Source organism: Thermophilibacter provencensis, from assembly GCF_030372065.1.
Classification (GTDB): Bacteria; Actinomycetota; Coriobacteriia; order Coriobacteriales; family Atopobiaceae; genus Thermophilibacter; species Thermophilibacter provencensis_A.
In genome coordinates, this window is record NZ_JAUDEA010000008.1 from 109154 (window position 1) to 121489 (window position 12336).

The following is a 12336-nucleotide window of genomic DNA, read 5'->3' on the forward strand; positions in this document are numbered from 1 at the left end:
GTGGAAAAGGGACTGTCCCTTTTCCACATCCCGGCTAGACCGTGAGATCCAGGAGTTCGTCACCGGCGGCGACGGTTCCGGAAGCCGTCGTGGTGACGGCGGAGAAGTCCGGCGTGTTGGTCACGATGACCATGGTCTCGGTCGAGAGGCCAGCTGCCTTGACCTGCTCCAGGTCGACGTCCATGAGCAACTGGCCCGCGCTCACGCGGTCTCCCGGTGCCACGTGCGCCGTGAAGGGCTTGCCCTCGAGGTTCACCGTGTCGATGCCGATGTGGATGAGGATCTCGGCGCCCTGGTCGGAGACGAGGCCCACGGCATGTCCGGTGTCCGCGACGAGGCTCACGGTGCCGTCGCAGGGCGAGACGAGCGTGCCGTCTGCGGGCACGACCACGCAGCCGTCGCCCATGCCCTTGCCGGCGAAGATCGGGTCGGAGCAGCTCTCCATGGGGAGCACCTCGCCGGCAATCGGTGCCACGAGCGTGCCGCTGACGAGCGCGAGAGCGGCGGGAGCTGCCGGGACGGACTCGGGAGCCTCCTTCTCGGTCGCATGCTCTTCGTCTTTCTCGAAGTGACTGTAGAGGACGAAGGTGAGGGCGGCGGAGATACCTGCGGCGATGAGCATGGCGATGATGATGTTGATCAGGTGCTGCATGGTGCCGTCGCCGATGTAGAGCAGGACCGCGGGCAGGCCGCCGGAGCCGGTGGCAAAGCGGTGGGTCTGCGTGAGGCCGGCGTAGAGGCCGCCGCAGGCGCCACCAATCATGGCTGCTACGAGCGGGTACTTCTTGGGGAGGTTGGTGCCGTAGAGGATGGGCTCGGTGATGCCCATGAATGCGGTGATGGCACCGGGCATGGCGACCTTGCGGTCCTTCTTGGAGCGCAGCGCCACCACGAGGCCGGCCGAGGCCTGGGCCATGTTGGAGACGATGTTGCCGGGACCCCAGATGGAGTCATAGCCGAGGTCGGCCATCTGGATGGGACCGAGCGGCGCGATGCCGTTGTGGATGCCAAACATGACCATCACCGGGCAGAGTCCGCCGATGAGCACGGCCGGTACCCACGCCGCGTTCTCAGCGAGGAACGTGAAGAAGACGCTGAGCCACTCGCCCACGATGTAGCCGATGGGGCCAAGGACGGAGAAGGCCAGCGTGCCCATGACGAGGAACGTGAGCATGGGGACGAAGACCAGGTTCACCGAGGCCGGGATGTGCTTGTTGAGCCACTTCTCCATAAAGGACTGGACGAACACGATCAGGATGATGGGAATGACGCTACTGCCGTAGCTTGCCAGTGTGAACGGGATGACCTCGAAGAAGTTCACCGGCTCGGCGGCGGAGACAAACGCGCTCCAGTTGGGGTGCAGCATCATCGCGGCCACGCCTGCGGCCAGGATCGGGTTGCACTTGAGCTTCTGCGCCTCGGTGAAGGCGAGCAGGATCGGCAGGAAGTAGAACACGCCGTCCGCAAAGATGTTGAGCATCTGGTAGGTCTGCGAGTCCGTGCTGATGAGCCCGAAGGTGGTGAGCAGCGCCATCACGGCCTTGACCATGCCGGCGCCGGAGAGTGCCGGGATGATGGGCTGGAACGTGCCGGCCACGAAGTCGATCACCCGGTCGAAGGCGCCCTTCTTCTCCGCCGGGGGCTCGGCGTCCTTCTCGCCCGTGTCGACGAGCTTCTCCACCTCCTCGAAGACGTCGGCGACGTGCGGGCCGATGCACACCTGGAACTGGCCCGCGCCATGGATGACGCCCACGACGCCGTCATGTGCCTTGATGGCATCCTCGTCGGCCTTGCCCTCGTCGGCGAGGGTGAAGCGCAGGCGCGTCTGGCAGTGGTACGCCTGCGTCACGTTCTCCTTCCCGCCCACGAGCCGCACGATGTCTCGCGCCAGCCCCTCGTACTTCTTGGACATGGTCCCTCCTTGCGGTCGTGGTGCGGCCCGTGCCGCACCGTGTTGAGAGAGACGATAAAAGCGCTGGTAGATAGGCTCAATAACTTCCGGAGATGATGAAACGAGGTTTCATGGCGAGAAGGGCGGGAGGCCAGGAACGTGAAACGGGATGAAACTTTTCCGCTCGCCGAGGCGAGGCGTCGGCGAGCGGCGGGACGCCTCAGCGCCGCTCGGAGATCTCCTTGAGCGCGGCAAGGCGCTCCTCCTCGAGCGCGTGGCCGCCGACGAGCTTGGCCTGGAGGTTCTTCTCGTAGTCACGCGCGAAGTAGCAGGAGAACAGGACGTTCAGGAGGTAGCTCACCGACTCCTCCGTTGAGAAGTTGGCAATCTTTGAGTACAGCCGCTCGCGCGAGGCGATAGTGAGCACGCACGGGACGGTTTTGCGCAGGTAGTTGTTTCCACCGCTCGTGAGCGCGATGAGCCGTACGCGATTAGAGATCATCACCCCCACCTGTGCCATAGGGTTGGCGTCGGCGTTGTTGCCCGAGTAGGAGATGATGATCGCGCAGTCGTCCGGGCCGAGGCTGCGCGCCACGATGCCCATGTCGCCGGGGCTCACCGCCGTCGCCTGCTTGCCTATAGCGAGGAGCTTTCGACAGAAGGACTCGCCGTAGTAATGGTTGGGTGTGCGCCCAAAGACCCAGATGCGCTCGGCGCGCTGCAGATGTCTCACCGCCATGGCGAGCATGCCGCGGTCGAGCTGTGCGTAGGTGGCGGCCACGGACTCGGCCATGAGGTTGCCGATGTTCTCGAGGATGCGCGCGTCCGAGTCCTGCGCGGTGAACGGGAAGTTAACGTCCACGTCGGCCGCGTGCTGGCGCTCGAAGGCGCTCTCGCGCACGAACTCGCGGAGGAACTCGCGCCAGCCGTCGAAGCCGAGCGCCTTGGCAAAACGCGTGACGGAGGCCTTTGAGGTGTAGGTCTCGCGAGCGACCTCAGCAATCGTGAGCTCGGGCAGCCGGACGTGCTCGCGCAGCACGTACTCGGCGAGCGTCCGGCGCGAGTCGTCGTAGGTGGCGGCGACTTCCTCGATACGATGGACGAGATACATGGGGGCTCGCTTTCGTGGGTCAGCCCATGAGCGCCATGAGCACGGGGACGATGACAAACGACGCGATGGTTGAGACGATGGTGCCCTGGGAGAGCAGCTCACCGGGACGGCCGTACGTGGAGGCGATCGCCGCCGCCATCGAACCCGTGGGCATGGCGAGCATAACGATGAAGACGCCGAGCGAGAGCGCGTCCGGCACCACCGGGACCAGCAGCAGGTAGCACATGGCGGGCACGAGCAGAAAGCGGATGGCCGAGAAGCCCCAGAGGCGCCAGCTGCCCAGAACCCGCCGCAGATCAGCCTCGGCGATGGCAAGGCCCACAAGCATCATGGCCAGGGGTGACGTCGCGCCACCCACCATGTCGACGGCCTGGGCCACAGGGCCGGGCAGCGGCACACCAGAGAAGAACACGACGAGCGCAATGACGCTCGTAACCATGGGGACGTTGAGGACGTTCTTGAGGACGCCCGCCAGACGAGAAGAACACGTGGGCGCCGCATCCTTCTCGCCGTTCTTCTCGCCGGCCGAGGTCAGGACCCCCACCCCGATGCTGTAGAGAAAGACGTTGGAGACCGCGATGAAGATGCTCCCGAGAAAGACCGACCCGCCGCCGAAGAGCGACTCGAGCACGGCAAAGCCGATGAAGCCCGTGTTGGTGAGCACGCCCATGAAGAGGTAGAGCGGCCGCTCATCGCGCGACACCCGCAGCGCGAGGCACGCCAGCGCAGCCGCGGCAAGCATCACGAAGAAGAGCGCCGTGCCGAGGACGAACGACCACGTGATCTGCTCGGCGCCCGCAGAGCTGTCGACCTCGCCCACCGACGCCAGGATCGTGCACGGGAGGGTCACGTTGAAGATGAGCGCGGAGAGCTTAGGCCGCACTTCCGAGGTGAGGAAGCCCGCTCGTGCGGCAACGTAGCCGATGAGCGTCACGAGCACAAGTGAACCCATGCTCCCGATGACGGTGAGGATGTCCATGCGCGTCCTTTCTGCCAATTGGCACACACGGCTGGCCTACTTTGCGTTGGGGTTCGTGGTGCCGGCGAGGGGCTTCTCGCCGGGGCGGGCTGCCGGACCCACGAGCTCGTGTGCCACGTAGGGCTCCTCGAGGTAGGCAACCTCGTCTGCCGTGAGCGCCACGTCGAGCGCGGCCACCGCGTCGTCCACGCGCTCGGGCTTGGAGCAGCCCACAATCGGCGCCTCCACGCCGCGCGCCCAGTGCCAGGCGAGCGCGATGCGCGACATGGGCACGCCGCGGCGCTCGGCCAGCTCGGCCACGCGCGCGACGATGGGCATGTCGCGCTCGCGGTCGGCGTCGTACTTGTTGCGCATCGTGGTGTCGGTCGTGGAGCGTTTGGACGCTGAGTCCCAGGTGGGACGGCACAGGTGCCCCGAGGCGAGCGGGCTGTACGGCGTGAGCGCCATGCCAAACTGACGGCAGACGGGAATCATCTCGCGCTCGTCCTCGCGATAGAGCAGGTTGTAGTGGCACTGCATGCTCGTGAACGGGGTCCAACCGTTCTTCTCGGCCGTGACCTGCATATTGTGGAGCTGGTAGGCGTACATGGCGCTAGCGCCGAGGGCACGCACCTTGCCGGCACGCACGAGGGAGTCGAGGGCCTCCATGGTCTCCTCAATCGGCGTTTCGTAGTCAAATCGATGGATGATGTAGAGGTCCAGGTAGTCCGCGCCCAGGCGCTGGAGCGTGCCGTCGATCTCGCGGTTGATCGCCTCGCGCGAGAGGCCGCCCTCGTTGAAGAAGACCTTGCTGGCGAGAACTACCTGGTCGCGCGGCACACCAAGCTCGCGCAGGGCGTCACCGATATACTCCTCGCTCGTGCCGCGCGCGTAGCAATTGGCCGTGTCGATGAAGTTCACGCCCAGATCAAGAGCACGGGCGATCACCGCGCGCGTCTCGTCCGGGCCGATCGTCCACTGGTGAAAGTCCGCCGAGGGCGCGCCAAAGCTCATGCCGCCCAGGCAGAGCCGTGGAATCTTGATGCCGGAGTGTCCGAGCGTCGTGTAGGTCATGTCTGCCATGATGCAACCCTTCTGCCATTTGGAATGCCATTTGGGGACGTGCCATTTGGGGACGTGTTATTTCGCGCAGAGATTTTGGGACAGGTTTTAAGGCGAGCAGAACAGGCAGGCTTCTTGCTCGCCAATGAAAAACCTGTCCCAAAAACTCTGCACGGAAAAACACGTCCCAAAAGTGCTGCTACGCCGGGTAGTCCTCGTCCGAGACGGGCTCGAGCCACTCGTTGCTGCAGTTCTCGCCGGGTGCCTCAAAGGCGATGTGGGAGAACCAGCTGTCGCGCGCGGCGCCGTGCCAGTGCTTCACGCCCGCCGGAATCACCACAACAGTACCGGGCGTGAGCTCCTGCGGGCCCTTCCCCCACTCCTGATACCAGCCGCGACCGTCAGTGCAGACGAGGATCTGCCCGCCGCCCTTGTCGGCGTGGTGGACATGCCAGTTGTTGCGGCACCCCGGCTCAAAGGTCACGTTGGCGAGGCCGACGCCGCACTCCGCAACGCTGGTCAGCGGGTTCAGGTACGAGTTGCCAATGAAGTACTGGGCGTAGCCGTCATTGGGCGCGCCCAGGCCAAACATGGGGGTGAAGTCGTTCTCCTCGCTCATGGTTTCTCCTTTGCTCGATGATACGAAGGGACAGTCCCTTCGTATCATTTGGCGGCATTATCGATGCAGGTGAGGGCGTTCAGGCTGCGCGGGTAGCCGATGTAGGGAAGGATCTGCATGACCACGCGGTAGAGGAAGTCCTTGGTGCGGCCGAGGTTGAGGTTGGCCCCGGCGTGCGCAGTGGCCTGCGGCTCGCAGCCGCCCTGCGCCACGAGGTAGCAAAAGGTGACCATCTCACGGTCGAGGTCGGAGAGGCCGGCGCGCGTGTAGTAGTCGCCAAAGCAGTTCTCGGCGAGCCACCGGTTCACGTTGGCGCGCTCAGGGGCGCCGGTCTTCCAGTTCTCGCGCATGCCCTCGCCAAAGTAGTCAATCTGCTTCTGGTTGCCTGCGGCGCCGCGCGTCTCGAGCGTCGTGGTGCCTTGCGCGGGCAGCGGGAGCTCCACGCCCTTCTCGGCAAACGCCTCGTTCATGGCCGAGAAGAACGGGCGGGTCCGGCCGATGCCGAGATACGCCGTACCCTGGTAGATGACCTCGCGCGCCTCGACGGGGGTCACGGCCTCGGCGCCGAGCGCCTCGGTCAGCATGACGCGGAACTGGTCTGCGCCCTGGCAGCCGAGAAGCGCCGCCAGAATCGCGAGGTAGCGCTCGCGCGCCGGAAGCTCTGCCGTGGGCTCGCTGGGGACCTCCTCGCCCGCAAAGTACGCGAAGCGCTCCGCGAACTCCGGGTCGGTCGGCGCCAGCTGAGCCATGCCGCAGGTCAGCGTGCTCGTGTCTGTTATGTCTGTCATGGTTGCTCCTATCTCTCCGGTTCCTGTTTGCACGACTCGATGCGAACGCCGTGGGTTCCCTCGAGGTCACAGAGCGCGTCGAGCGGGCCCACCGCGTGGCCCAGCGTGACCTGCCCGCCGTAGCGCGCGGAGTTGCGCTCGTCGTCAAAGAAGAGCGCGAGCCAGTCGCCCTCGGGCTTGTAGTTGAGGTCGCCGTCGGACCAGCCGGGGTGAACGTCGGCGGCGTCGTACGGCAGCGAGAAGCCCAGCTGCCCGCAGCACCCCACGCTCGAGACACTCATGGAGAGCGCCTGCGGGAGCCGCGCCGCAAGGGCACGTGCAGCCGCGGAGCCATTTAGCTCAACGGGCACCGCAACCCCACCTATCTGCAGTTCAGCCCTCACGTCCGCCTCCCATGTGACAAAGGGACAGTCCCTTTGTCACATTCTCCGTCGCGAGACTCTGCGCTACAATTGCTTATATCGCATATCGTGATATGCGCTGACGTAATGGAGCAGCCATGGAACTCCGCACGCTTCGCTACTTCCTCGCCGTCTGCGAGCACGGCACGATGTCGCGCGCCGCCGAGGCGCTGCACGTGACGCAGCCCGCGCTCTCCCGTCAGATCGCCGCGCTGGAGCGCGAGCTCGGCACCTCGCTCCTCGAGCGCCACAGCCGCAATGTCACGCCCACCGAGAAGGGCCTCTACCTGCGACGTCGTGCGCAGGAGATCGTCGGCCTCGCCGACCAGACCACCTCAGACCTCACGCACGGCGAGGACATCATGGAGGGAGACGTCTTCATCGGCGCTGGCGAGTCAGAGGGCCTGCGCGTGATTGCCCGCCACGTGCGAGACTTTCGCGAGAAGTACCCCGACGTGCGCTTCCACCTGCACAGCGGCAACGCGCCGGACCTCATCGAGCGCCTGGAGCACGGCGTGGACGACTTCTCGGTGCTCATGAGCTACCCCGACGTGGACCGCTACGCCCACCTGCGTCTCTCCCCCACCGACGCCTGGGGCGTGCTCGTGCGTGACGACGACCCGCTGGTCGCGCGCGAGGCCGTGAGCCCCGCCGACCTTCTCGACGCGCCGCTCGTCGTGCCGGAGCGCCACGCCAAGGGCGACAAGCTCACTTGGCTTCTCGCCACGTGGTTTGGCGAGCGCGCTGGCGAGGTCAGCATCGCGGCGACATACAACCTCTCCTACAACGGCGCGCTGCTCGTGCGCGAGGGCGTGGGCCGCATGGTCTCCTTCGACGGGCTCACAACGGTGGGCCCGGGCACGGGACTCGAGTTTCGCCTGCTCTTCCCGCCGCTCGTCTCGGTCATCGACCTCGCCTGGAAGCGCGACGTTCCGCTTTCGCACCCTGCCCGTCTTTTCCTCGACAGCCTGCAATAATGGAGGAAGACAGCCTCCTCAAACCACCTCCCGTCGTTAGAAGGAGAAGCCATGAAGGTCATGCTCGTGAACGGAAGCCCGCACAAGGCGGGAAGCACCAACCGCGCGCTCGAGGAGGTGGCGCGCACCCTCGAGGCGGAGGGCATCGAGGCAGAGATCTTCTGGATCGGCGCGCGACCCGTGGGCGGCTGCGTGGCCTGCGGCGGCTGCGCCAAGCTCGGCCGCTGCGCTTTCGACGACGTGGTGAATGAGTTCCGACCCAAGGCGGCCGAGGCCGACGGCTTTGTCTTTGGCGCGCCGGTGCACTACGCGCACGCCGCGGCGTCGCTTCTGGGCTTCATGGACCGCCTCTTCTACAGCAACGGTCGCGCGGGGGCGCCCAACGTGCTCGTGTACAAGCCGGCAGCGGCCGTGGCGAGCGCCCGGCGAGGCGGCACCACCTCGGCCTTCGACGACATCAACAAGTTCTTTACCATCGCGCAGATGCCGGTGGTGAGCTCGCGCTACTGGAACAACGTGCACGGCAACGTGGCCGAGGAGACCGAGCAGGACGCCGAGGGCCTCTGGACCATGCGCCAGCTCGGACGCAACATGGCATGGATGCTCAGGTGCCTGGAGGCCGGTCGCGCGGCGGGCGTACCACTGCCCAAGCAGGAGGCCGGCCAGACGACTAACTTCATCCGGTAGACACCACGGGCCCAGAGCAGGCCTTCGTTACAGCGAGCAGCCCAGCTCGAAGGCGCGCTGCGGGGCGTCCGTGGCACGCGTCATGGACGGCGTGCCACAGCCGTAGCCGAGCACGCGCCCGCAGTCGCACAGGTCGAGGTAGCGGACCAGCGTGTCGTAGTGAGCCGCAAGCGCGTTGAAGGTCCAGCTGTCCGTGTTCCACGCCACGGCGAGAAGGACGGAGCGCAGCCGCCGCGCCGTGATGGCGGGGTTCTCGGAGCAGAAGCGGTCAATCACGGCCTTGAGCTGCGCGGACATGCCGTAGTAGTAGAGCGGAGTCGCCAGGGCCATCACGTCGGCCGCGAGGATCTTCTCGAGAATCGCCGCCATGCCGTCGCGTTGAACGCACGGACGAGCGCCGTAGCCGCAGGCCACACAGCCCGTGCACGGCCTCACATCCGCCTGCGCCACGTCGATGCGCTCGACCGCGTGCCCCGCCTGACGCGCCCCGCGCGCGAACTCCTCACAGAGAATGGCAGTGGAGCCGTCGCGGTTGGGGCTCCCCTGCAGGATGACGATGTTCATGATCTTCTCCCCTGCAGTCCCAGGCCGGCCGCCCATTCAGCAGCCTCGTCGCCAGCGCCGGACGAGAAACGCTCGCCCTCGAGCCAGTCTCCGGAACTCGCAAGCTCGGCCAGGCGCTCGGCGCTGCCCCCGATGCCCGAGGAGCCCGACGTGTAGAACGGCATCACCGTCTTGCCTGCAAATTCGTTGCCCGCCACGAACGTGCGCAGGGGCCACGCCCTCCGTGTTGCCCGTCGCCGAGAAGTACGCCACAAGCACGCTGTCCGCGGGCGCGACATCCGCTGCGGGAGCGTCCTCGACCGGCTCCGTTGCCGGAGCGGCCGCGGGCACCTCGTCCTTCTCGCCAGAGCAACCGGCCGCAAACAGGCTTGCCGCCCCCGCCGCAACCGTCAGGAAGTATCTTCTCGTCAGCATGGTCCTTCTCCCTACTCGTCCGTGTGCGCACGCGCCTTGGCAAGGCTCAGGCAGTCGGCGATCTTCTCGCCCGTGGCCAGGTAGGTGTAGGTGGGCATCTCGAAGAGCACGGGGCGCAGGGCCGCCACATCGACCCTGCCATCCTCGGTCATGATCGCGTCGTCCGCATAGGTGCCGGCAATCGAGCAGATGAAGTTCTCGAAGCGGTCGATCTCGTAGACGTCCTCCACGCGGCACTCCATGGAGAGCTTGGCATCGTCGATGAGCGGGGCACCGGCCTCACCCGCGGTCCAGGCGAAGACGTCGGCCTTGCTCTGGCGCAAGCCGCTCACGCTGCCGCAGAAGTCCGCGCGGTCGAGCCAGGACTCGTCGACCACGTTCACGGAGAGCACGCCCGTCCGCTTGATGTGCTCGTTGATGAAGTGCGCGCCCGCGAGGCTCACCATGATCTTGCTGTGGCTTGGGATGCCCGTGTGCGCCACGAGCGTCCAGGTGGGCTCGTCGCCGTTCATGGTACCCACCACAATCACGGGCATGGGGTAAAGCGCGGGCTTGGATCCGATGTTCTTCTTCATCTTCGTGTACCTTCTTCTGAGGGACAGGCCCCAACGAAAACCTGTCCCAAAATCTCTGAACGAAATAACACGTCCCGTTTTTACAGACTGGCGCGGAGGACCGCCACGATTTCGTCGCGGGAGAGCGGGTGGTAGCCGCCCTGCATGACGAGGGTGGAGTCGGCGATGGCCTCAATCATGTCCTCGGTGGCGCCCAGCTCGGAGATGCTCATGACGCAGCCAATCTCGCGCATCCAGGCCTCCATGGCGTCGAGGCCGGCGGCGGCGAGCTCCTCGGTCGTGCGACCCTCGGGCGAGACACCCCACACGCTGGTCGCAAACCGCGCGAACTTCTCCACGCCATAGGGCATGACCAGGCGGTAGTACGGCAGCGCCACGGCGGCGAGCGTCATGCCATGCGTGGCGTCGGTATGGGCGCCCACGGCCTGGCCGAGCATGTGGACCTCCCAGTCCGTGGACTTGCCGCAGGCCACGAGCGTGTTGAGCGCCCAGGTGGCACACCACATGATGTTGGAGCGGGCCTCGTAGTCCTCCGGGTTGGCCACGGCGGCGCGGCTGGCGGTGACGAGCGAGCGCATGAGGCCCTCGGAGAGGTAGTCGGAGGTGTTGTCGTCGGTGCCCGAGAAGTACTGCTCGGTGATGTGGTTCATGATGTCAAAGATGCCGGCCACCATCTGATACTTGGGCAGCGAGTAGGTGAACTCGGGGTTCAGCACGGCAAACTTGGGAAACACGCGCGCGTCCGCGAAGACGTGACCGACCTTCATCTTGATCTCGTGGTTGGTGATCACCGAACCGCAGTTCATCTCGGAGCCCGTGCCCACCATCGTGAGGACCGAGCCCACGGGAATGACGTCGAGGTCGGCCGCCGGCTCGTCAAAGTCCACCCAGTACTTCTGCCAGGGGTCCACGTCCGCCGGCAGATTGGCCGAGACGGCCACGCCCTTGGCGTAGTCGATGCAGGAGCCGCCGCCCACCGCGAGGATGAGGTCCACGTGGTTCTCGCGCGCGATGGCCACGCCCTTGTAGAGCTTCTCGACGGTGGGGTTGGGCATGACGCCCGCGTCCTCGACGACGGTCTTGCCCGCCGCCTTCAGCGCGGCGATCACCTGGTCGTAGATGCCGTTCTTCTTGATGGAGCCGCCGCCGTAGACGAGCTGGACGGTCGGGCCGTACCCCGCGAGCTCCGTCGCGAGGGCATCCATGGCGTCCTTTCCAAAGATGAGCTTGGTGGGGTTGTGATACGTGAAGTTACCGAGCATTGCGATCCTCTTTCATCTTGTTACGTGACGCTACGTTACTTATATCAGATTCTAGGGACTTTGGGTCGATTATGTAGAAATCGGCGAGAAAAACCGCTCGCCCTTCTCGCCACCTCGCTAGGGTATGTACACAATTCAAAGGTTGATGTCAGTGGCGCAAGCATCTGACCTGCGGTTTTATCGCCTGCAACGCCGAGAAAAACTTGCAACTGTGTACATACCCTCGCCATGCCCCGGAATGGCAAAAAGGGACGGCCCCTTTTCCGCCACCCGCTTGGCTATACTTCTCTCAGAGCAATCGGGAGGGTTTCATGGCCGAGTTCATCAGGGCGAGAAGCGCCGAGCAGAAGGAGCAGCGTCTCAACGAGATTAAGGACGCCGTGCGGCGCCAGTTTGCCGAGCGCCCCTACCATGAGATCACGCTCACCACCATCGCCGAGGAGCTCGGCTGGTCGCGCGCAAATCTCTACAAGTACGTGACCACCAAGGAGGAGATCTTCCTGCTGCTCACGGCCGACGAGTGCCGCGGATACTTTGACGCCCTTCTCGCCGCGCTGCCCGAGGGCTGCGACCTTACCCCTGCCACCATCGCCGAGGTGTGGGCCGGTATTGCCAACGCACATCAGGAGTACTTCCGCCTGGGCGACCTGCTCGCCACCATCGTGGAGACCAACGTCACCGTCGAGCGCCTCATGGACTTCAAGCGCGGCTACTACGACTGCGTGGCCGCAATGCGTGAGCGCCTGCCGCGCATCCTGAACATTGCGCCCGAGCGCGTGGAGCCGCTGCTCCTTGCCATCTACTACCACGCCACGGGAATCGTGAGCTCCTGCTGGAGCAACCCGCTCATCGCCGAGGCGCTCACGCGGCTGGAGATAGAGCGCCCCGAGACGGACTTTCGCGCCGAGATGGGAGACTTCATTGGCATGTGCCTCGAGCACTACGCGCAGGGCGCCTGAGGTGCGTGAGAAGGGGACGCGCTTTCCCCCTCAGAGCTTCCGGGACAGGCCTGGGGCGACGGGGCGAA

At 65.4% G+C, this 12336-nt stretch carries 14 protein-coding genes; 3 read left to right on the forward strand and 11 right to left on the reverse strand.

Translation table 11 applies throughout. The annotated features are described in order from the left end of the window. Positions 1-34: 34 nt before the first annotated feature. From QUW25_RS06565 to QUW25_RS06595, 7 genes are all read right to left on the reverse strand, one after another. A complete protein-coding gene (locus tag QUW25_RS06565; RefSeq protein WP_289511414.1) occupies positions 35-1912 on the reverse strand; it encodes a beta-glucoside-specific PTS transporter subunit IIABC in 1878 nt (625 codons plus the stop codon). 199 nt (positions 1913-2111) lie between these two features. Further along, positions 2112-3002: a MurR/RpiR family transcriptional regulator gene (locus QUW25_RS06570; RefSeq protein ID WP_289511415.1), complete on the reverse strand. Its 891-nt coding sequence runs from the start codon at positions 3000-3002 to the stop codon at positions 2112-2114. 19 nt (positions 3003-3021) lie between these two features. Next, positions 3022-3981: an AEC family transporter gene (locus QUW25_RS06575; protein ID WP_289511416.1), complete on the reverse strand. Its 960-nt coding sequence runs from the start codon at positions 3979-3981 to the stop codon at positions 3022-3024. Between the two features lie 36 nt (positions 3982-4017). Beyond that, a complete protein-coding gene (locus tag QUW25_RS06580) occupies positions 4018-5043 on the reverse strand; it encodes an aldo/keto reductase (RefSeq protein ID WP_289511417.1) in 1026 nt (341 codons plus the stop codon). Between the two features lie 178 nt (positions 5044-5221). Beyond that, positions 5222-5641 carry a cupin domain-containing protein gene (locus tag QUW25_RS06585; RefSeq protein WP_289511418.1) on the reverse strand — a complete coding sequence of 140 codons (420 nt, stop codon included), beginning with the start codon at positions 5639-5641 and terminating at the stop codon, positions 5222-5224. A 44-nt stretch (positions 5642-5685) separates the two neighbouring features. Next, positions 5686-6429 (reverse strand): carboxymuconolactone decarboxylase family protein, encoded by a 744-nt coding sequence (locus tag QUW25_RS06590; RefSeq protein ID WP_289511419.1) that lies wholly within the window; start codon positions 6427-6429, stop codon positions 5686-5688. Positions 6430-6437: 8 nt separating this feature from the next. Continuing rightward, positions 6438-6812 carry a cyclophilin-like fold protein gene (locus tag QUW25_RS06595; protein WP_289511420.1) on the reverse strand — a complete coding sequence of 125 codons (375 nt, stop codon included), beginning with the start codon at positions 6810-6812 and terminating at the stop codon, positions 6438-6440. Between the two features lie 116 nt (positions 6813-6928). Between QUW25_RS06595 and QUW25_RS06600 the strand changes: the two genes are divergently transcribed. Together QUW25_RS06600 and QUW25_RS06605 are read left to right on the forward strand one after the other, a co-directional pair. Beyond that, positions 6929-7807, forward strand: coding sequence for a LysR family transcriptional regulator (locus QUW25_RS06600; protein WP_289511421.1), 879 nt, complete (start codon positions 6929-6931; stop codon positions 7805-7807). A gap of 51 nt (positions 7808-7858) precedes the next feature. Next, a complete protein-coding gene (locus tag QUW25_RS06605) occupies positions 7859-8494 on the forward strand; it encodes a flavodoxin family protein (RefSeq protein ID WP_289511422.1) in 636 nt (211 codons plus the stop codon). A 27-nt stretch (positions 8495-8521) separates the two neighbouring features. Here the strand turns inward: QUW25_RS06605 and QUW25_RS06610 are convergent, their stop codons facing one another. The 4 genes from QUW25_RS06610 to QUW25_RS06625 all read right to left on the reverse strand — a co-directional run bounded on the left by QUW25_RS06610 (position 8522) and on the right by QUW25_RS06625 (position 11309). Further along, positions 8522-9058 (reverse strand): flavodoxin family protein, encoded by a 537-nt coding sequence (locus tag QUW25_RS06610; protein WP_289511423.1) that lies wholly within the window; start codon positions 9056-9058, stop codon positions 8522-8524. Next, complete coding sequence (locus tag QUW25_RS06615; RefSeq protein WP_289511424.1) at positions 9055-9255, reverse strand: flavodoxin; 201 nt, start codon at positions 9253-9255, stop codon at positions 9055-9057. Before QUW25_RS06615 ends, QUW25_RS06610 begins: the two co-directional genes overlap by 4 nt. A gap of 228 nt (positions 9256-9483) precedes the next feature. After that, positions 9484-10047 carry a flavin reductase family protein gene (locus QUW25_RS06620; RefSeq protein ID WP_289511425.1) on the reverse strand — a complete coding sequence of 188 codons (564 nt, stop codon included), beginning with the start codon at positions 10045-10047 and terminating at the stop codon, positions 9484-9486. 80 nt (positions 10048-10127) lie between these two features. Continuing rightward, on the reverse strand, positions 10128-11309 hold the full coding sequence (locus tag QUW25_RS06625; RefSeq protein ID WP_289511426.1) for an iron-containing alcohol dehydrogenase: 1182 nt from the start codon (positions 11307-11309) through the stop codon (positions 10128-10130). A 311-nt stretch (positions 11310-11620) separates the two neighbouring features. On the opposite strand from QUW25_RS06625, the gene QUW25_RS06630 reads away from it, so the two are divergent. After that, on the forward strand, positions 11621-12268 hold the full coding sequence (locus QUW25_RS06630; protein WP_289511427.1) for a TetR family transcriptional regulator: 648 nt from the start codon (positions 11621-11623) through the stop codon (positions 12266-12268). Positions 12269-12336: the final 68 nt, after the last annotated feature.